At 43.4% G+C, this 19,334-nt stretch carries 15 protein-coding genes and 13 tRNA genes; 15 read left to right on the plus strand and 13 right to left on the minus strand.

From position 1 onward, the window contains the following. Nucleotides 1-160: 160 nt before the first annotated feature. From C2M32_RS20555 to C2M32_RS20560, 3 genes are all read right to left on the minus strand, one after another. Entirely contained in the window at nucleotides 161-376 is a 216-nt protein-coding gene (locus C2M32_RS20555) for a hypothetical protein (RefSeq protein WP_158678227.1), read from the minus strand. 551 nt (nucleotides 377-927) lie between these two features. Next, nucleotides 928-1,485: a hypothetical protein gene (locus tag C2M32_RS13875; protein WP_105168938.1), complete on the minus strand. Its 558-nt coding sequence runs from the start codon at nucleotides 1,483-1,485 to the stop codon at nucleotides 928-930. Nucleotides 1,486-1,507: 22 nt separating this feature from the next. Next, entirely contained in the window at nucleotides 1,508-1,663 is a 156-nt protein-coding gene (locus C2M32_RS20560; RefSeq protein WP_158678228.1) for a hypothetical protein, read from the minus strand. A gap of 386 nt (nucleotides 1,664-2,049) precedes the next feature. On the opposite strand from C2M32_RS20560, the gene C2M32_RS13880 reads away from it, so the two are divergent. The 3 genes from C2M32_RS13880 (at nucleotide 2,050) to C2M32_RS13890 (ending at nucleotide 3,818) form a co-directional block, all read left to right on the plus strand. Further along, nucleotides 2,050-2,949: a LytR/AlgR family response regulator transcription factor gene (locus C2M32_RS13880; protein WP_105168939.1), complete on the plus strand. Its 900-nt coding sequence runs from the start codon at nucleotides 2,050-2,052 to the stop codon at nucleotides 2,947-2,949. Between the two features lie 30 nt (nucleotides 2,950-2,979). Then, nucleotides 2,980-3,522 carry a cytochrome b gene (locus tag C2M32_RS13885; RefSeq protein ID WP_105168940.1) on the plus strand — a complete coding sequence of 181 codons (543 nt, stop codon included), beginning with the start codon at nucleotides 2,980-2,982 and terminating at the stop codon, nucleotides 3,520-3,522. A gap of 107 nt (nucleotides 3,523-3,629) precedes the next feature. After that, complete coding sequence (locus C2M32_RS13890; protein WP_105168941.1) at nucleotides 3,630-3,818, plus strand: hypothetical protein; 189 nt, start codon at nucleotides 3,630-3,632, stop codon at nucleotides 3,816-3,818. Between the two features lie 30 nt (nucleotides 3,819-3,848). On the opposite strand, the gene C2M32_RS13895 is transcribed toward C2M32_RS13890, so the two are convergent. After that, nucleotides 3,849-5,546 carry a cyanophycinase gene (locus C2M32_RS13895; protein WP_105169308.1) on the minus strand — a complete coding sequence of 566 codons (1,698 nt, stop codon included), beginning with the start codon at nucleotides 5,544-5,546 and terminating at the stop codon, nucleotides 3,849-3,851. Between the two features lie 348 nt (nucleotides 5,547-5,894). On the opposite strand from C2M32_RS13895, the gene C2M32_RS13900 reads away from it, so the two are divergent. The 3 genes from C2M32_RS13900 to iadA all read left to right on the plus strand — a co-directional run bounded on the left by C2M32_RS13900 (nucleotide 5,895) and on the right by iadA (nucleotide 11,558). Beyond that, nucleotides 5,895-8,822, plus strand: coding sequence for a TonB-dependent receptor domain-containing protein (locus tag C2M32_RS13900; protein ID WP_105168942.1), 2,928 nt, complete (start codon nucleotides 5,895-5,897; stop codon nucleotides 8,820-8,822). Between the two features lie 147 nt (nucleotides 8,823-8,969). Continuing rightward, nucleotides 8,970-10,379 carry a putative basic amino acid antiporter YfcC gene (gene yfcC / locus C2M32_RS13905; RefSeq protein WP_105168943.1) on the plus strand — a complete coding sequence of 470 codons (1,410 nt, stop codon included), beginning with the start codon at nucleotides 8,970-8,972 and terminating at the stop codon, nucleotides 10,377-10,379. Nucleotides 10,380-10,391: 12 nt separating this feature from the next. Next, a complete protein-coding gene (gene iadA, locus C2M32_RS13910) occupies nucleotides 10,392-11,558 on the plus strand; it encodes a beta-aspartyl-peptidase (protein ID WP_105168944.1) in 1,167 nt (388 codons plus the stop codon). A gap of 437 nt (nucleotides 11,559-11,995) precedes the next feature. Here iadA and C2M32_RS13915 read toward each other — a convergent pair. The 7 genes from C2M32_RS13915 to C2M32_RS13945 all read right to left on the minus strand — a co-directional run bounded on the left by C2M32_RS13915 (nucleotide 11,996) and on the right by C2M32_RS13945 (nucleotide 13,255). Next, nucleotides 11,996-12,071 (minus strand) — tRNA-Glu (locus tag C2M32_RS13915). 162 nt (nucleotides 12,072-12,233) lie between these two features. Then, nucleotides 12,234-12,309 (minus strand) — tRNA-Glu (locus tag C2M32_RS13920). Between the two features lie 103 nt (nucleotides 12,310-12,412). Continuing rightward, nucleotides 12,413-12,488: transfer RNA gene (locus C2M32_RS13925), tRNA-Glu, on the minus strand. 162 nt (nucleotides 12,489-12,650) lie between these two features. Beyond that, a tRNA-Glu gene (locus C2M32_RS13930) sits at nucleotides 12,651-12,726 on the minus strand. A gap of 162 nt (nucleotides 12,727-12,888) precedes the next feature. Next, a tRNA-Glu gene (locus C2M32_RS13935) sits at nucleotides 12,889-12,964 on the minus strand. A gap of 104 nt (nucleotides 12,965-13,068) precedes the next feature. Further along, nucleotides 13,069-13,144 (minus strand) — tRNA-Glu (locus C2M32_RS13940). A gap of 35 nt (nucleotides 13,145-13,179) precedes the next feature. Continuing rightward, nucleotides 13,180-13,255: transfer RNA gene (locus C2M32_RS13945), tRNA-Ala, on the minus strand. A 646-nt stretch (nucleotides 13,256-13,901) separates the two neighbouring features. On the opposite strand from C2M32_RS13945, the gene C2M32_RS13950 reads away from it, so the two are divergent. From C2M32_RS13950 to C2M32_RS13980, 7 genes are all read left to right on the plus strand, one after another. After that, nucleotides 13,902-13,977 (plus strand) — tRNA-Val (locus tag C2M32_RS13950). A gap of 40 nt (nucleotides 13,978-14,017) precedes the next feature. Then, nucleotides 14,018-14,093, plus strand: a tRNA-Val gene (locus C2M32_RS13955). A 103-nt stretch (nucleotides 14,094-14,196) separates the two neighbouring features. Continuing rightward, nucleotides 14,197-14,272: transfer RNA gene (locus C2M32_RS13960), tRNA-Val, on the plus strand. A gap of 202 nt (nucleotides 14,273-14,474) precedes the next feature. Continuing rightward, nucleotides 14,475-14,550, plus strand: a tRNA-Val gene (locus C2M32_RS13965). A 16-nt stretch (nucleotides 14,551-14,566) separates the two neighbouring features. Beyond that, nucleotides 14,567-14,642: transfer RNA gene (locus C2M32_RS13970), tRNA-Val, on the plus strand. Nucleotides 14,643-14,675: 33 nt separating this feature from the next. Further along, nucleotides 14,676-14,751 (plus strand) — tRNA-Val (locus tag C2M32_RS13975). A gap of 700 nt (nucleotides 14,752-15,451) precedes the next feature. Further along, complete coding sequence (locus tag C2M32_RS13980; protein WP_105168945.1) at nucleotides 15,452-17,083, plus strand: tetratricopeptide repeat-containing response regulator; 1,632 nt, start codon at nucleotides 15,452-15,454, stop codon at nucleotides 17,081-17,083. Here C2M32_RS13980 and msrB read toward each other — a convergent pair. Next, nucleotides 17,080-17,520: a peptide-methionine (R)-S-oxide reductase MsrB gene (msrB, locus tag C2M32_RS13985; RefSeq protein WP_105168946.1), complete on the minus strand. Its 441-nt coding sequence runs from the start codon at nucleotides 17,518-17,520 to the stop codon at nucleotides 17,080-17,082. The genes C2M32_RS13980 and msrB overlap by 4 nt on opposite strands. 9 nt (nucleotides 17,521-17,529) lie before the next feature. Beyond that, nucleotides 17,530-18,015, minus strand: coding sequence for a DUF2919 domain-containing protein (locus C2M32_RS13990; RefSeq protein ID WP_105168947.1), 486 nt, complete (start codon nucleotides 18,013-18,015; stop codon nucleotides 17,530-17,532). Nucleotides 18,016-18,303: 288 nt separating this feature from the next. Here C2M32_RS13990 and C2M32_RS13995 point away from each other — a divergent pair, with 288 nt between their 5' ends. Both C2M32_RS13995 and C2M32_RS14000 read left to right on the plus strand, forming a co-directional pair. Next, nucleotides 18,304-18,729: a GNAT family N-acetyltransferase gene (locus C2M32_RS13995; protein WP_105169309.1), complete on the plus strand. Its 426-nt coding sequence runs from the start codon at nucleotides 18,304-18,306 to the stop codon at nucleotides 18,727-18,729. Further along, complete coding sequence (locus C2M32_RS14000; protein WP_105168948.1) at nucleotides 18,726-19,199, plus strand: hypothetical protein; 474 nt, start codon at nucleotides 18,726-18,728, stop codon at nucleotides 19,197-19,199. Before C2M32_RS13995 ends, C2M32_RS14000 begins: the two co-directional genes overlap by 4 nt. Nucleotides 19,200-19,334: the final 135 nt, after the last annotated feature.

Raw genomic sequence — 19,334 nt, forward strand, 5'->3', positions numbered from 1 at the left:
CGGCATAGATTTGGCTCAGGAGAAAAAATGTTTGAGAAAGTCGTGCCAGTGAATGTCCATCACTGGCCTGTTTTGCACACTTGTTATGTTTACTGCTAGCAAACCCAAAATGGCTTATATGACGTTTAGTTTTAGTCCTTCAAAAGAGGGCTAAAACACATCATGCTTCTTTTGATTTTTTAAGGTACATACGGGTATGTTTAATCGGATACTGATAGACAGCCGCTAAAGTGGATAGATTAATGATCCAGACACTGGTGGCATATAATGGCTTGAGCTCGTGATAGTCAAAATACCCTCTGGCGGTTAACTGAATACCGAGTACCACAATCATACACAAAGTTAAGAACAAACACCGATGTGCAGCTGCCGACATGGCACAACCGCGCAATAAATGTAATATGAGTAAGACCAATACGAACGAAAAGGCATTTACCATCATCACTAGATAGAACAACCGGATTACCGGGATTCTACCAAAAGTTAAGTTGATAATGTACGCTCCGTAATTTGAACTGAGCATATGGAACATAAATACACATATCGCGACAATAAAACACGAATGCATTTCATGTAAATCGCGAGTGACTAGGTCTCGTCTGGTTGCAAAAAATAGTGACCACCTGTGACGAGGAAACTGTGTAACCAAAAACCAAACTATCGCTAAAAATTCAAATCCCTTTACAACCCATCCTGCTCGAGATAAAAGCTCATTAAGTGCCATTAAACGTAACCCGCATAAGATTGCAGTCCATGAATATGGATATCGCAAACATTGCTCTGTATAAATACAATAACAAATGCCAACGCCTACACATAGTTCACATACTAATTGTTGTAATTTTTTTACTCTTTTCTTTGAGTAATAAAAATGGTGAGTAGGCTCACCATCTTAAAATAAATGATATTTTCCGTTTGCTAATATAACTATGCCATCGCGTATTTTTCTCTGAAATACCCCTTTAAACAGCGGATAGGATAAGTGCATAGCGCTGTAATGGCCATTAAATTGCATATCCACAAACCAACTTTGTAAATGATACTAAGGTCATGATAGTCAAAGTAGTTTCTGGTAATAAGCTGCATCCCCATTAACGCCATCACCACAATTGTTGAGTATACACAAACTCTAGCTGTTGGAGAAAAGGTGCAACCACGTACTAAATGTAGGCTAAATAGAGTTAGTAGCGAGGAGAACCTTAATACTATCATACAGGTATAAAACAACCCTATGTGTTTCTGTTTATCCATTTGAAGGGATAAAAGAAACTGCTCTAACTCCGAGCCAATTAAATGAAATATTAAAAAGCAAAACGCGGTTAAAAAACTGGAATACAATTCATGATGCTGTACAGAGGCTAGATCCTTTTTTTGACCAAAAAAAAGTTTCCATCTCATTTTGGAGAACTTATATAGCCAAAAAAGTACTATTAACAGCTCAACTCCTTTTAACCCCCAGCCTAAACCGTATAAAATATCATTCATGTATCATCCTTTGTATTGGTTCCTAGCACTTGCAAGTACAAAATGTTTGCCAGTAATTCGCTTTGGCTGCTGGTGGTTCGCTACCGTCATTAGTTCCACCAGCAACTTGCTGCGCCTGCACTTGAGATAGTTCTTTTAACTTTTTTGCTTTTATTTTCAATTTAATTGAGGTTTTCATTATCCAAATCCTTACTTTTAGGGATACATACCTCACCTAAGCATTTAAATGTTAACTCCGTGTACGCAAATCAGCAACATGATGTGAATTTGAGTGAGTCGCAAAGGCTTGGTCTATCCAAAATTATTAATATATTCATACCTGAACAGCCGACTAGCTGAACTCACAGGCCTTCACATGTTACTTTCTAAACATCGCTTCAACAAATAATTTAGTTAAAATGTATGACGGATAAGGTAAACGATTGTAACAAAGCCTTGATAAGGCATCTAGCAACAAATATTTAAATTTACCAAAATCAGAACTTTTGATCTCAATTTGCGGTCTGTTTATGTTAATTTATCATCTTTAAGATGACTTCAAACCCCTCGTCAGGTGATTGAACCGTGGATACACTGCTAAAAAACCAATTCTACAAACTCAAAGACTATCAAATTATGCTGATTGGCTGGGCACTTATTCTCACGGTTGTGTGTTTAAACTGCACGGTTCATAGTGTGTTGATAGCCAAAGAGCGTGTAGATATCTATTCATCTATTGTTTGGTCATTGCAAAAGTTTGGCGTATGGCTGGTGATGACTCCTGCATTGTGTAATGCATTTAATCACCCCCGTTTTACATCACAGTTTAATAAGTATTCTGTGGTGGGGTTATACGCAATTGGGTTTGCACTTGCCGTTAATACCACTTTAGATATCACTATTGAAAAGATCTCATGGCAAGAGAGTTTGTTTTACCAGTGGCATCATCATGTTATCGCGTATATCACCATAGTATTGGTGTGGCACCTTAAACACTCCTTTTTCGAACATAAGACTGAGCAACTCACAGAAACAACGACCACAACGAATACAACTGAGAGTGAGCTGGAACCTAACCTGCTCACCATCGACGACACACATATCAACAGCGCAGCCATTTTATTTGTTAAAGCAGCAGGCAACTATATTGAAGTTGTCACCGATAAAAAGACACACCTTCTGCGTGGCACCATGAAAGAGCTTGAATCCTTGCTACCTGATGAGCTGTTTTTTCGCTGCCACAGATCTTATTTCGTAAATATCACGCATGCAAAAGCTGTCATCAATGAACGCTCAGGCCATGGCCAGATTTTGCTTACCACAGAGCAGCTGGTGCCGGTGAGTAAAGGTAACCGCAAACATGCTCATTCGTTGATAAGTCATAAGTCACCTGCGCTAGGGACGAATGGCAAAGTGCCAACCATTGATCCCAAAAGACCCACTATTTATCCCGCAGGTATGGAGACCAAGTATAAAACTGAGTAACTTTTTAGCTCCGTTAGTTAAGGAGCAAGTATGAATACTCATTCACCTCTTAGTGTTACAACCAGAGCCATGCACTGGTTAGTTGGCTTTACCATGCTGGGCCTTATCATGGTCGGCTTTTATATGGTTAACCTTGAAGTCTGGGCGTTGTACCCTATTCACAAAGCGCTGGGTGTACTGGCGTTATTACTGATTCTACCCAGAGTCATTTATCGGGTTAAACGTGGTTTTCCAGCCGCGGTTGATGGCGTGTCACTTAGCAATCAAAAACTCGCTCATGTCGCACATTGGCTGTTGTTGCTTGGTACGGTTCTCATGCCTATTAGTGGTATGCTGTACTCGGGATTTGGTGGCTATGGCATTGATATATTTGGCTTTCACCTAGTGCCTGAAAACATCATGAACGATGAAATCGTACCATTCAACGAAACCATTTTTATTATCGCCAAAAATGCCCATAGTCTAATTGGCTATGGTTTATCGGCACTCATCGTTGCGCACATTGCTGCGGCATTCAAACATCATATGGTTGATAAAGACGCTACCCTGCGCAGAATGCTAGGTAGAGCCTAATTCTGCTATGAGTAGCTCAAGTCAAAGCATTTGAGCTACTCCAGTTTAAGGTGTTTAGACGAGGTGCTAACCTTATCATCAAGCCATGCTCGATAGTTGGTTTCCAAGTGGCGCCACAAAAAGACGATGTGTTAAGACTGATTGGCTATTTTGCCGTCCACAACAACTCAAACAAAGTCCGCTTGTTCAGGGACTATTTGCAAAAGAATTACAGCGATTCTAGTCAATCTATTTTAGAGCTACGTGAATACTTGCACGCTCAGGGCTATGAGGATGCGGTTAAGCTGTTGCTTTAAAAAGCAGGCCAAATTGGCCTGCTGCTAACCTTACTTGTTGTTTGAATAGCTTATTTTTAAGTTTTCTATCGCGCAACCAAACTTTGATTTGTTGACTCTCAGGTAGCGGGTGCTGTTATCTGCTTGAAAAGCAAAATTAAATTTACCATGTTGCGCCAAAGCTTGTTTTTGCTTTGCCAAACACATGGCCTGTGTCAAGGAACGTAGTTTTTCATCGTCCAAAATGTCTTTAAAACGTTGGTCTGGTAACGCAGGAATGGCAACATTAGCCAAAGCCTTACCTAAAGTACGTTGATGTAAAGAAAAGCCATTTTTGTGTGCTTCTACAAATGTGCCACTAGGCCAGTATGAATAGTAAAATGAACGCGATGACAGCGATTTAATATGTACCACCCCATGTTTACCAATCACCGTCATCACCTCTCCTTGGGGAGAGCGGATCACAACCAGTGCAGTGGTTTCATCTACCCCAAATCCATATGTCTGCTCTGTTTGTGCCAGTAACGTTGCCAAACGTAGCGAACGATTTCGTTCACTGAAGTGTGTATCGAGAATACCAAAACTGAATGAACCCAACCCACCTTCAGCCTGATAAGTAAGCGCATCAGCCGACAAATCGTGCTGGCAGTCATCAAGACAGCGTGCACTGGGGGCTGCCAAAGCATGCGCGCCATTTTCAATAGCTGCTGTGCTGGTGCCGTTGGTGATCATTGCCACCTGACCAAACTGATTGTGGCTACCACTTTGCACCGCAGTACCCGCACTCGTGCCAATCAAAAGTGGACGGTCCTTAATGGCTTGTGTCCACGGGTAAGGATTGCCTTTGTCATCAAATAATACCTGTTTGGTCAGGCTTTGATCTCCGCCGTTAAACATCACCCCTGTCGCAGACGTGATTAGCTTGACTAAATGCTCTGCGCCTTGCTCACACAGACGTTGTTCGGCGTTGATTCTGTCAGCGTAGACTGATCCTCTCTTGTAGGCTCGCATGACTTGTGCGCGCAATTCATCAAGTTGTTTGCACTGACCTGTTGTTATCGCTTTTGCAAGCGCAGGAGTCAGCGGCAACCATGCTGCTTGGAGCCCTGTTTGCGACAACAATTCTTCGTAAAAGTCCGCTGACTCATATGGATCTCTGCTCGAAGCTGTAATCGCCAATAACGAGGGTGATTGGTTCGCAACACTCGCCGACGCTCTGATAAAGTTAAGAATGTCACTGCTGGCAGGCTCTAAATTATTTTTGACATTGACTCGCTCTTTTTGACGCTTGCCCTGACCGTCCAATACCGGGACTTCGAGAGTATCCATCACGAAGTAATACTCGGCATCACTTAACTGATTGAGTAAGGTGTTATTCGCATCCCGCCATGCCCATAACAAAGCTTTCTTACTCAGCGCTTGGGGCTGCTGTTTCGCCATTTTGCTAAGCAAACTGCTCACTTGATGTTTGTGAATCGTGTTTTCACTCGGCCAATGAGTGTCTAATAGCTTAAGGTTAGCTTTGGATAGCTGAAATAAGCTAGCCGATTTACCATTTGGTGCACCATGATTATTGCAATTATCGGAATTCATACTAGAACATGTTGTCAGCGCACCACCTATCAAAACCAATGTTTGCGACTGCTGACTTGCTGCCAAATGCTGCGAAGAAGCAGCCAAAAGAATAGAAAAACATGTTAAAATAGTCGTTTTAAAGTTACCGCTTAACGCTGTGTAAATTTTATTCATTACCTTCTCGCTCATGCTGAGGTTAAAAAAAGTACTTGCAGACACAATTATGCCTTGCTATAAAAAAAAGGAACTTTAAAACGCGAGTAAGCTAGCACTGTCTTGTTAGCTTTGTCAAAAACCTTAGTTGGATTGGAATTATGTTAAAAAAAGCCACATCGCTTTGTACATATTTCTACTCACCTCACTACCTTTCGGAGTGGTTTGACGAGTAGCCAACACCTCACAACGTCATTGTTTTGTGGGGGGCTATTTGTATTCATGCATCACTGCCCTGTCTGAATAATCATAATAATTGAGCTTAGGCACACTTGCGTCTGCTCGATAAAGACATAAAGGTAATCCGTCATGTTTCGTCGATTAACTATTGCCGCGGCAATCAGCGCTTCGCTGTGTCCGGTTGCGTCTGCGTATGCACAACAAGAAAACGAATTAGATAACATTGAAAGAGTAGAAATTACGGGCTCACGCATCAAAGGCGTTGATCTAGAGGGCAGCGTCCCTCTTACTGTATTGGACCAACAAAGTATTAAACAATCAGGTGCCAATACCATTTTTGAACTACTGAAAGATCTTTCCGTGCTTAAAGGAGGAAACGGCACCTTTTCAACTTCCGAAAGCGGTGGCACCTCCACCTCGACTCCAGCAGGTCAGTCGGCAGCCAGCCTAAGAGGCATGGGCCCTTCTTCCACACTTACCCTGATAAACTCACGGCGCGTTGCACCTAGCTCATTTGCTGCTGGAACTGAGAACTTTGTTGATATCAATGCTATCCCGCTTGCAGCTATCGAACGCATTGAAATTCTAGCAACGGGAGCGTCGGCAGTTTATGGTGCCGATGCCGTTGCTGGGGTCATCAATTATATCCTTAAAGATGACTATCAAGGCGCTGAAATCAACGCTTCATATGGTGACAGCACAAACAGTCATGATGAGAGCAAAAAGCAAATCAACTTGCTATACGGCACGCAAATTGGTGACAGCCACCTTAGTGTGTTTTTAGACATGTATGATAGGAATGCCTTCAAAGCGACAGACCGCAGCTTCAGCGCATCGCCAAGTTTGGTTAGCTCATATTCTTACTTGCCGACATTGGAAAACGCACCAAATATTTACTACTACAGTAGCCGTGATGGCAACGAACTCGCCGCACCAAACTGCCAGTCCGCGCTGGTAACAACCGAGTATGGCGAAGAGATCTGTGCCTACTACACAAATCAACACGACTACCTAGAAACACCTTTTGAAAGTGTTTCTACTGGTTTTATGTTTAACACCCAAGTAGGCGAACTTGACTGGCACACAGACTTTTTCTACAGCCAAACCAAGGCGCAGGCCTATTCATCACCGGCTGCTATTAACCAGTTAGATGACAGCGATGGCCCGTACATACTCGAAGACGCGCTGTTTATTTACGACCAAGCAGATGGCAGCAACGCGTTGATGGACCAACTATACATCGACCCATTTACCACGCAACTCGGTAGAGAAGTTTATGGCTTTGCCTTTGATGCCCGGTTTAATGACCCAAGAACTATCGAAGTAGAAACTAAAAATTTCCGTTTAGTCAGCACACTAGAAGGGGAGATTAACGATTGGAGCTGGGAATCTGGGATCACTATTTCACGCTCACGTTCTGAACAAGAAGCCATTGCCGGTGTATATAATCGCTACCAATTCCATGGGGCAATTACAGGCGAGCTTTGCTCTGATGGGTCATTAGCGAGCCTTGATGAGCAGACGCTAAGCTGTCAAAGTGGTGAGTTACTACCATTTTACAATCCATTCTTGCAAGGCGATGCCAATAACGATGCGATTTTGGCACTGACACAAGCGCGCCCTACTCGCAGCGGAGAAAGCAGCGTTTATGGTTGGGATGCCAACATTAGCGGTGAGTTGTTTACCTTCAATGAACTACCCGCGTATGCCTCATTCGGGATTGAAGCTCGAAAAGAAGAGCTAAACGACGTACCATCCACCGATTCACAAGCCCAAGCCGACAATGACTACCTAGTAGACGTATTTGGGTTTGGTTCCTCATTATCGCGTGCCAAACGCACGCAATATGCCGCCTTTGCTGAGCTCAACGTTTCCTTAACCGAGCAAATCGAATTGCAACTGGCTGGCCGTTATGATCATTACGATGATTTTGGCAGCACCTTTAACCCTAAAATTGGCGTGAGCTTTCGCCCATCTGACTCACTGATCTTAAGGGGTTCATGGTCTACTTCGTTCAGAGCGCCCTCTCTCACGCAAGCTGGTGTCAAACTTAGAACGACAACATCATCATTTGACTGCGGTACTAACCAAGCTGTTGCAGACCTATATTGTATGGGTGAAGGAACGCAAGTGAGTGTTAACTCACTTGAGCTCGGCAATCCTAATCTTCAAGCCGAAGAATCTGAAGCTCTGAGCTTTGGTGTGGCTTGGAGTCCCAGCATAGACACCAATGTTACATTGGACTTCTGGCACTTTGATCACGAACAAGTGATAGACACCAATATGACCGCAGTGCTAGACCGCGCCATGACGGATGCGTCACTGCGTCACTGTGGATTGGTGCCCGACGGTGCACAAGGTATTTCTTATGACGCGCTATTATGTGACGTTACCGACAGCCAAGGTTTGAACATCGAACAAGATGGTGCTGATTTAGGGCAGATCTTAACGGCATACATAAACACCTTTGCACCGCGTGAAAGTGAGCTTTACCTACCTCTTTATCGTGACCATGTGATCCCACTTGAAAACACAGGAACACAGACACTTTCTGGGCTTGATTTTAAAATAGATCACCGTTTTAACTTCGATGCAGGCGAACTGACTCTGGCAATAAACGGTACACACTATTTGAAGTTTGATCGCAACAAGCCTGGCTCTGATTCATTAGAGAAACTCGTTGGCAGCTATCAATACCCTCGTGACATTGTTCGTATGTCGATAGATTGGAACAGCGAAGCTTACTACATCACACTGGGTGCAAACTACACCAGCAGCTATGAAGACGACATCGAGGGACTCAGAGGCCGAGAAATTGGCGAACTGGATGACTTAGGAGTTTTGAATGCAGAAGGTGGACGTGAGGTGGATAGCTTCTTAGTATGGGATCTGTCTGCGGGAGTCGATGTGAATGACAACTTCACCATTAGAGCACGCGTTGACAACCTGTTCGACAAAGCACCACCACGTGTTTACGGTTCAGCGCGAGGTTTTGATTCTATCAATCATAATGCCTATGGGACTCGTGTTACCCTCAGCGCAACTTATCGTTTCTAGCTAGCAGCACAGACTAAGCTCTGTGTACACTATGCCGATATTTACAGTGGCTTTACCGTTTAAGTAGAGCCACTGCACTAATTAGTCGTTGACAGCTTTTGCCCTAGGCAAGTTCGCTGCTCAACATCCTGCGCTTGAAGTGGAATTATGAAAACAAATAAATTTATCATGCCCGATGCAAGTATTATCTTGCTGACGGTGGCATTCATCGCCTATATCGCGTCTTTGCTGATCACACCAGGAAAGTTTAATGTTGAAGACAAGAGTCATTCCGTGACGCTGTCTCAGTATCAAACCGTTGAAGGCGTTCAAGCTGCGCCTCTTTTTGCTGAAGGCGGTCATATTGGCCTTGCCAATGTACTATTTGAAGGTCTCGTAGCAGGTGATAAGTATGGCGCGACCATCGGAGTGATGGCATTTATTCTTATTACAGGGGGTGCCTTTGGCATCATCATGAAAACCGGTGCCATCAATAACGGTATTATGGCGCTCATCAACAAAACCCAGCGTATTGAATGGCTGTTTATCCCTTTATTGTTTACCTTGTTCTCTCTGGGCGGAGCAGTATTTGGGATGGGAGAAGAAGCAATCGCCTTTTGCATCGTACTGCTACCTATCATGAAACAACTGGGTTATGACGCAAAAGTAACGGTACTCACTACCTATGTAGCGACGCAAATTGGCTTTGCCACCTCATGGATGAACCCGTTCAGTATCGCGATTGCTCAATCTATCGCTGAAATTCCGGTGTTTTCAGGAGCCAGTTTTAGAATGGTCGCTTGGTTGGTGTTTACCCTGTTCGGTCTTATTTTTACGGTGCGCTACGCCAATTCAATTAAACAAACCAATAGCGCTAGCAGTGACGCGCCAACCGTACACACCTCACTTGATATATGCGACAAACTGATCTTGGCTACTTTTGTACTCGGGATGATTTGGGTAGTTTGGGGTGTTATGGCCAGACAGTATTATATTCCTGAATTGGCAGCGCAGTTTTTCTGTATTGGTTTGTTCAGTGCCTTTATTGCAAAAGTCTTTAACAAGTTGAGCGCCAACGATAGCGCAGATGCATTTAAACAAGGTGCTCAGGATTTACTCCCCGCAGCTATGTTAGTAGCACTTGCCAAAGGTGTCGTACTATTGCTCGGTGGCAGTGACCTCAATGCCCCATCAATATTAAATACCTTACTTTACTACAGCGCCAGCAGCATCGCAGCGGTGCCAGATTTTATCGCTGCTTGGGGCATGTTGCTATTTCAAAGCCTATTTAACTTTTTCGTCTCTTCTGGTTCGGGACAAGCCGCAATCACTATGCCCCTGATGGCACCTTTGGGTGACTTACTGAACGTCTCAAGACAGATAGTTGTGCTGGCTTTTCAGCTCGGTGACGGACTCACCAATATCTTTATTCCAACTTCAGCGAGCTTAATTGGCTGCTTAGGCATAGTAAAACTAGATTGGGGTGAATGGGCTGCGTTCATTTGGCGATTCACTCTGGCGTTGTTTGTCCTTGCCAGTAGCTTTATTTTCATCGCTTACTTCATTAATTATCAATAAAAAGAGCTATTTATGTTAACTCTTATTCAAGGAGCAGACTTATACGCTCCTACAGCGCAAGGTAAAATGGATGTACTGCTGGCAGGGTCAAAAATCATTGACATCCAGCCTGAGATCAAGCTCACGAGCAACACTGCGGTTAAAATAATCGATGCGCACAAGCAGATCCTCGCACCGGGCTTTGTCGATTCATTAGTACATATTACAGGGGGTGGCGGTGAAGCAGGTTTTGCTAGCCGGACACCAGAAATGAATCTGACCGATGCAACGTTAAATGGCATCACCACAGTAATTGGAGCCCTAGGCACAGATTCTAGCAGTCGTACTCTAAGTAACTTGATAGCCAAAGCTAAAGGGTTAAAAGAGCACGGTTTGAATGTATTTTGTCACACTGGATCATATCACCTTCCTGCTAAAACACTCACAGGATGCATCACTGATGATCTCATGTACATTGAGGAATTTATTGGCGTTGGGGAAGTGGCAATTTCAGATCACCGCAGTAGTCAGCCCACAGCGCAACAACTGGCACAACTGGCCGCGCAAGCAAAAGTAGCAGGTATGCTAAGCGGTAAAAAAGGTACGGTCAGCATACACGTCGGGCCTCAGCCAACTCACTTGGGTCTTTTGCATCAGGTGGCTCAAACCAGTGACATTAGTTTAGCCACTTTTTATCCGACCCATATGAACCGCAGCAAAGCACTGCTTGATGCTGGTATCACTTTTTGCCAAGGCGGTGGTCATATCGACTTTACTGCCAGTACCACTGAGTACGATTTGGCACACGGTGAATATTCAGCAGCTCAGGCGCTGGCATATTGTCTCGCGCAAGGGGTTGATCCGACGCTATTGACCATTAGCTCTGATGGCCATGCTAGCTTGCCGATTTTTGACGAGCAACTTAACCTGGTTGGTCTCGAAGTCGGAAAGGAAGCGGCTCTTCACCAAGCTTTTGTTCAGGCAGTATATGAGTTTGATGTTCCAATGGAGCATGCATTAATGGCGATTACTGCTAACCCCGCGCGCGTACTCGGGTTAAATAAAGGCTTGATCAAGATTGATAGTGACGCTGATTTGGTTTTGTTAGACAAACAAACCCTAATGCCTGTGCATGTTTGGAGTAATGGCCTACATATGGTTGAACATGGGCTTCCCATTGTAAAAGGTTTATTTGAATAACCTCTCCCCAGTGAGGTTTTATTAAATCGCCCGCCCAAGTGGTGGGCATTTTTTGTAGATCACGATGGCATCACGCCAAATATTTTTAAATGTGTGGATAGAACCAGAAAACCTCTCACACGCCCATTTGCATACCTTTGCTACATGAGCGTACAACTAACCTTCTCGCCAAAGGGTAAAACATGCAAGCTATCTGGGAAAGGCTTACTTTAACCGTGGTGTATCCACAATACCTAGCTCAATACAATTCACTGAAACAGATGATCCTTGCAATAACTCTGCTCAGTACTTGGTAAACAAGATAATAAATATCAATGATCAGATAAGAAACGGAACAATGGATATAAGATATTTGAGATAATTCAGAAAGCTTACTAAGAAAAGTTTTTAACGTGAAGAATTAACACATACCAACAGAGCATTGGTAAAAGAAGATGTGGCGTCCCCTAGGGGATTCGAACCCCTGTTACCGCCGTGAAAGGGCGGTGTCCTAGGCCTCTAGACGAAGGGGACGCAGAAATCGTATTGCAAATCGTTGATTTGCTATTTCTGCATTAGATGAGACCGAGCCTGCGAGGCGAATGGCCTTATTTAAAACAGAAAATTTTCTGTGTCACTAGGACTGGTTATTTTAACTCTCACCATACGAGCTTTTATTACTTTACCCAAGTAAAGTGGCGTCCCCTAGGGGATTCGAACCCCTGTTACCGCCGTGAAAGGGCGGTGTCCTAGGCCTCTAGACGAAGGGGACACTGATTAGTGTCACTAGGACTGGTTATTTTAACTCTCACCATATGAGTTTAATCTATCTAAGTGCTACTCGAGAGCGCTTAGAAACATCACTTAAAAGTAAGTGGCGTCCCCTAGGGGATTCGAACCCCTGTTACCGCCGTGAAAGGGCGGTGTCCTAGGCCTCTAGACGAAGGGGACGCAGAAATTGTATTGCAAATCGTTGATTTGCTATTTCTGCATTAGATGAGACCGAGCCTGCGAGGCGAATGGCCTTATTTAAAACAGAAAATTTTCTGTGTCACTAGGACTGGTTATTTTAACTCTCACCATACGAGCTTTTGTTACTTTACCTAAGTAAAGTGGCGTCCCCTAGGGGATTCGAACCCCTGTTACCGCCGTGAAAGGGCGGTGTCCTAGGCCTCTAGACGAAGGGGACGCAGAAATCGTATTGCAAATCGTTGATTTGCTATTTCTGCATTAGATGAGACCGAGCCTGCGAGGCGAATGGCCTTATTTAAAACAGAAAATTTTCTGTGTCACTAGGACTGGTTATTTTAACTCTCACCATACGAGCTTTTATTACTTTACCCAAGTAAAGTGGCGTCCCCTAGGGGATTCGAACCCCTGTTACCGCCGTGAAAGGGCGGTGTCCTAGGCCTCTAGACGAAGGGGACACTGATTAGTGTCACTAGGACTGGTTATTTTAACTCTCACCATATGAGTTTAATCTATCTAAGTGCTACTCGAGAGCGCTTAGAAACATCACTTAAAAGTAAAGTGGCGTCCCCTAGGGGATTCGAACCCCTGTTACCGCCGTGAAAGGGCGGTGTCCTAGGCCTCTAGACGAAGGGGACACAAATATGTGTTCTAGGACATTGCACTAATGAAATGGTGGAGCTATGCGGGATCGAACCGCAGACCTCTTCGCTGCCAGCGAAGCGCTCTCCCAGCTGAGCTATAGCCCCATTTCTAACAAACTTTGTAAAGTTAATTACACGTCTGTATCGCTGAGTGCGGGGCGCATTCTATGCAGGCCCACAAACAAAGTCAACAGTTTTTCTCGAACTTTTTATCAAACGTTTTAAAAAACACCAATTCGATGACAATATAACCACCAAGCCATTAAAAAACAACAAAAACCCTTGTTTTAGCTCAAAAAAACAGCTCTTGGGAATGCTTTTAAAATCAACTCTAACAGAAACAGCTATGACTACTAATATATTTCCTCTATTTTCCCTTTATTATCAAAAAATATTCAGCAATTGAGTATTCTCATAATCTAGTCCCCTCCTACTTTTTCTAAAATGAAGTGTAGTAGTGAGTGATAGAGTCTTATCATACAATTGCTAAATAAGCTTTCATAACCCCCTGCCTTCGCTCTCACGTTTCTCATTAAGGCCACATTTATGAGTGTTAAGTAATACATTGCTGTAAAAGCATATGTGTTTTTTTGCAGCTTCTTAATTACTGTAATAATGAAGAGCAATTGTAATCTGGCGATAAAAACCGCACATAAACTAAAATTGTAACTTCAAGTATTGACACTATTTCAAGTCTCCCTATAATAGCGCCCCACAACGACGCAGCAATTGTCGTTTGTAACTTAGATATGGGTCGTTAGCTCAGTTGGGAGAGCATCGCCCTTACAAGGCGAGGGTCACTGGTTCAAGTCCAGTACGACCCACCACTTTTAAAGGTGGTGTGTTTATTATCTAAGGTTCTATATTGGGTCGTTAGCTCAGTTGGGAGAGCATCGCCCTTACAAGGCGAGGGTCACTGGTTCAAGTCCAGTACGACCCACCATTATAAAATGGTAGAATTTGGGAGAGCATCGCCGCCCTTCATAACGAAAGGCGAAGATAACTGGTTAAGCCAAGCTCATCCACCATTATAGAACAACAGATTTGGGTGATTAGCTCAGTTGGGAGAGCATCGCCCTTACAAGGCGAGGGTCACTGGTTCAAGTCCAGTATCACCCACCACATTCCAAATGTGGTAAATTTGGGAGAGCATCGCCGCCCTTCATAACGAAAGGCGAAGATAACTGGTTAAGTCCAGATCACCCACCACATTCCAAATGTGGTAAATTTGGGAGAGCATCGCCGCCCTTCATAACGAAAGGCGAAGATAACTGGTTAAGTCCAGATCACCCACCACTTTCATATGAAAGTATAAAATCTAAATGGGTCGTTAGCTCAGTTGGGAGAGCATCGCCCTTACAAGGCGAGGGTCACTGGTTCAAGTCCAGTACGACCCACCATTTAGATACTCTTTGCGGGTCGTTAGCTCAGTTGGGAGAGCATCGCCCTTACAAGGCGAGGGTCACTGGTTCAAGTCCAGTACGACCCACCATTTATATGGTGTACGCAAAGAACTGATTATTTGGGGTCGTTAGCTCAGTTGGGAGAGCATCGCCCTTACAAGGCGAGGGTCACTGGTTCAAGTCCAGTACGACCCACCATTTAATCAAAACCTCTAGAAGATAGTCTTTTAATAAACGCCATACAGCGCATCGCCGCCCTTTTAACAAAAAGGCGAAGGTCACTGATTCAAGTCCAGTACGACCCACCATTTAATCAAAACCTCTAGAAGATAGTCTTTTAATAAACTCCATACAGCGCATCGCCGCCCTTTTAACAAAAAGGCGAAGGTCACTGATTCAAGCCCAGTACGACCCACCATTTAATCAAAACCTCTACATAAAAATCTTATAAAAACACCGCACAGAGCATCGCCGCCCTTTTAACAAAAAGGCGAGGGTCACTGGTTCAAGTCCAGTACGACCCACCATTTAATCAAAACCTCTAGAAGATAGTCTTTTAATAAACTCCATACAGCGCATCGCCGCCCTTTTAACAAAAAGGCGAAGGTCACTGGTTCAAGTCCAGTACGACCCACCATTTAATCAAAACCTCTACATAAAAACCTTATAAAAACACCGCACAGAGCATCGCCGCCCTTTTAACACGGGTAACGAAAGTACCCATTATTGTTTAACAAACACATATATTTGTTGTTCTCCATTGCGGGATAAAGCTTACCCAACACAAAAACTAGTACATTAGTACTATTTGCTTTTATCAAATTACTCTAAATATTTTAAATCCATGGATAAGCGTCTAGACTTGGAACAGGTCTTTCATCAGAAGTAGCTTTGGTAAGTGAGTATTCAGCCCTTTGTTAATTCCAAAATTTTAATTGTTGAAGAGCAGCCACTCGCATTGAGTTACATGAGACGCTCCTTAGAACAATTAAGCTTCAGAGATATGCAGTTTGCAGAGAATAGCGCTGTTGCTAAAGAGCTATGTAAGACTCATAACTTTGAACTGATTATCTGCTCATTTGACCTAACCCATGGACAAGACGGTTATCAACTTTACGAAGAGCTCAAGCATAAAAAGCTTATCAAAAAGACCACCGCATTTATCTTCGTTTCTGCCGAAACGAGCCCTACCGTTGTACACAGTATTTTAGAGCTTAACCCTGATGAATTTTTGGTAAAGCCTTTTTCAATCAAAGAGCTGAAAACAAGAATTGATAGAGTACTCAAGCGTAAACACGCACTCAAAAATATCTATGCGCTGATTGATGATGGTAATGATGCCAAAGCGCTCAAGCTCATTGATGATGATTTGGATAAACAAGATCATGCATACAGCCCTATCCTACTAAAGCTAAAAGGTGAAATATTACTACGCTTGAGGCGCATTGACGACGCTAAACACTTTTATAAGTCAGCGCTTGAGTTACAAAAGTTTACTTGGGCAAAAGTGGGTTTGATAGAAGCGCTTGTGATGAACAACGAGGATGCAATTGCACAACGTATGCTAGCTGGCATGCTAGAACAGCCAGAAACACGCCTAGTTGCTTTAGATTTGCTTGGCAGGCTTGAAATCAAATTGAATTTATTAGAGCAAGCGCAGCAACGACTAAAAGAGGCCTCGCTTATTGCACCTCGTAATATTGATAGACAAAAATCACTGGGCCGTGTGGCCTCTCTAAATCATGACTATGAATGTAATTATAACGCGATGAAAGACATCGCCCACTACGCTAAGAATTCGATTCATGATGGGCCTGAGGTCTATTTAAATGCGGCAAGGGCCGGTATCGACTTTGCACTAACAACGGATCAGGCAGAATTAATTAATCGCATTACAAGGCAAACTCAGCAATATCTTGGCGATTTAAAAAAACAATTTCCAGATGCCACAAATCAAGAACAGATTGATGTGCTCCATGCACGCATTCACTATCTAAAAGACGAAAGCAAAAAAGCACGCCAGTTAATCGAACAATTAGATGATGAGCCAAGCATTCGCTCTGTGGATGCCGCGTTAGACAAAGCAAAAGCTTTTCATGAGCTCGGATTTCACTCCAAGGCACAAGATTTATTTAGTCAGATAATTGAGCACTGTAAGCGCCACAAGCAAGTCAGCGATCCCATCACCATGCGTTATATACAGCAGCAACAAGATGAGCGACGCGACATTACCATGGGACCAAAAGAGCTCAACAACCACGCCGTTACCCAGTTTAAAAAAGGTCAATTGGAAGTGGCTATGGAGGCCTTTGCACAAGCGTTTAGGATCATGCCCAAAAACCCCAGCATTGCCTTAAATTTGCTGCAATGTATGTTAGATCATGCAGGAAAAAGCGGGCAAACCTTCAACTCTGCACTGGCGAAAAAGTGCTACACCACGTTAAGCACTATGTCGCTTGATGCTGAACAACATACTCGATTCGCAAAAATACTCTCGCATATGCAAGAGCTTGGGCTATCACTAGACTAAAGCTTCTTCATAGATAACGCATTAACACAGTAGCGCAAACAACTTGGCGGTGGTCCATCGGGAAATACATGCCCTAAATGCGCATCACACACGTTACACACTATTTCGATGCGTTGCATACCATGGGTACTGTCGCTGATATAAGCAATAGCATTGTCCTGTGCGGGTTGCGTGAATGAGGGCCACCCGGAGCCACTTTCGAACTTTTCGTCGCCATCAAACAAGACATTGCCGCAACACGCGCAAGCATATTTGCCCGGTTCAAACACACTACAACTAGCACCGCTGAAAGGCCGCTCAGTACCTTTGTTACGAGTAATCTGGTACACATCCTCATTGAGTTCACTTTGCCACTGTTGTGGTGTTTTCTCTACTCTATTACTCGGCTGTGGGTTGCCATGATTGGCAAAATTTAAAATATCGCGCCATTTAAGCATAACGGTTCCTTATTTTTTCTTGCTTTGCTGCTCAGGTTCGGGCCAATCGTTAAAGAAACAGCCCAAATATTTGCTCTTAAGTAAGTATAGAATGACCCAAAGCAGCATCACCATTTGTACTGCGATGTACATGGAAAATTGATAGTGACTTTGCGATGCTTGCATGGTCAACCAACTTAAATCCGCAATTGCAGTAAACAACAACGGCCAACGCATATAACGCCAATATTTAGCAAGCTTTTGCGAGCTACTGGGTCGGCGCAAGGAGAAGAGCACAGTCGGTACTAATGCGATTGCACCTATCCCTAAAGATACAAAAAAGTGTGTTTTTGATTGGAAAAATAAAGACAGTAAATCTAAATCAGGGCGACGAGCAAGCGCAGAAAAAACCCACAGCAAATAGGCTCGCAATAGCACAACCAAGGTTAAATTAAATCCTATCGGTGTACGATATACTCCATACTTATCCCAGTATTCTGGGCCATACTGCTTCATTTTGTTCTCCAACCACCGACTCGTATTCAATTTGAATGTACTGTTTTAGATTAAACCGAAATGGTGATCTTTTTTGCATTATTCAAGGCCATAATATGATCACTTTACCATGTATAGTTACTGATGACGAAAACTTACCAAAGGCTTAATTTGAACGTTCAGTAAGTGACGACTTTCAAATGAATATTCGGTTGACTCCTCCAAGACTTAGCCATAATGTTTGTAACCATGTTTGGTATTAGCACAAAGCTATCAACTCTTGGCGCGGTAATCTTGGAGCACCTTTTTTTGAAAATAGAACTATCTACCACACCCACACCGCAACAACTCAGTGCTATTAGCAAAGGTATCGCTGCGTTTAATGCTCAATATATGCAGTGTGAAGGTGAGTTTGACTCGGGGTGTCGTTTTGTTATTACGGTGCAAAATGAAGCGGGAGACATCATAGGCGGACTACAAGCCAGTATCATCTGGAGTTATTGCTTACTTGAACTATTGTGGCTGTCAGAACACACTCGCGGGTTCGGTATCGGGTCAAAGTTGATGCAACGTTTAGAGGAGTTTGCCAGCAGTAAAGGCCTACACCAAATTCGCACCGAAACATTGGACTTTCAAGCCAAACCCTTTTACGAAAAGCTAGGTTACCAAGTGTACGGTGAGCTTGCAGACACCCCTCCTGGGCACACCAGCTACTTTTTAGTTAAGAGCCTATGAATAAAACAGCCATTAAACTAAAACCTTTCTTCTTTGCCACGAGCTTAAGCGTGTGTGTCGGCCTTTCGCTACTGCTACTCATTGTTATCGTTGATTACTTTAAAACAGGTGAGTTAGAGATAGCTCGTTCTTTTACAGAGAATACGATGACGCTGGCGACACTTGCCATAGTCTGTTTCTGTTCTGGGTTAGTGACTAAGTATAGAAATACTCATGTCGCCTCCCAAAGAGTGAAAGAGCAGAAGAAAAATTGGTATCGATTCAAGTCCACCCTACTAGCTGTGTTAAGTGCGGTGTTAATGAACACAGTAGCAAGATATGAAAATGAGTTTGGTCATAGCTTGGTTACTTTTACCATAACCGACTTCATAACTTGGTTTATGATTGAAAATATTGGCTTCATTGTTATTTTCCCGATATTTTTCTGGTATCTATCAGGAAAGTATTGGGAAGAAGACAATCATCAATAAAGGTTGCTCACCTTATAAGGGCTGGTGCTAAAAAGTGCAGACTAAGCCTTAATGCTATGCGCTTCAGAGATCCTGACCTTCGTCAGGATCTCATCACCTTAAACGAGTGGTGTTAAGAGCATATCTGCACTTTTT

The sequence above is a fragment of the Pseudoalteromonas sp. T1lg23B genome (genome assembly GCF_002964665.1).
Classification (GTDB): Bacteria; Pseudomonadota; Gammaproteobacteria; order Enterobacterales; family Alteromonadaceae; genus Pseudoalteromonas.

What these genes read in the sequence shown, in the direction of transcription:
- C2M32_RS20555 (WP_158678227.1), bottom strand. Translation starts at nt 376, where the DNA reads ATGTCGGCAGCTGCACATCGGTGTTTGTTCTTAACTTTGTGTATGATT.
- C2M32_RS13875 (WP_105168938.1), bottom strand. Translation starts at nt 1,485, where the DNA reads ATGAATGATATTTTATACGGTTTAGGCTGGGGGTTAAAAGGAGTTGAG.
- C2M32_RS20560 (WP_158678228.1), bottom strand. Translation starts at nt 1,663, where the DNA reads ATGAAAACCTCAATTAAATTGAAAATAAAAGCAAAAAAGTTAAAAGAA.
- C2M32_RS13885 (WP_105168940.1), top strand. Translation starts at nt 2,980, where the DNA reads ATGAATACTCATTCACCTCTTAGTGTTACAACCAGAGCCATGCACTGG.
- C2M32_RS13895 (WP_105169308.1), bottom strand. Translation starts at nt 5,546, where the DNA reads ATGAATAAAATTTACACAGCGTTAAGCGGTAACTTTAAAACGACTATT.
- C2M32_RS13900 (WP_105168942.1), top strand. Translation starts at nt 5,895, where the DNA reads ATGTTTCGTCGATTAACTATTGCCGCGGCAATCAGCGCTTCGCTGTGT.
- yfcC (WP_105168943.1), top strand. Translation starts at nt 8,970, where the DNA reads ATGAAAACAAATAAATTTATCATGCCCGATGCAAGTATTATCTTGCTG.
- iadA (WP_105168944.1), top strand. Translation starts at nt 10,392, where the DNA reads ATGTTAACTCTTATTCAAGGAGCAGACTTATACGCTCCTACAGCGCAA.
- msrB (WP_105168946.1), bottom strand. Translation starts at nt 17,520, where the DNA reads ATGCTTAAATGGCGCGATATTTTAAATTTTGCCAATCATGGCAACCCA.
- C2M32_RS13990 (WP_105168947.1), bottom strand. Translation starts at nt 18,015, where the DNA reads ATGAAGCAGTATGGCCCAGAATACTGGGATAAGTATGGAGTATATCGT.
- C2M32_RS14000 (WP_105168948.1), top strand. Translation starts at nt 18,726, where the DNA reads ATGAATAAAACAGCCATTAAACTAAAACCTTTCTTCTTTGCCACGAGC.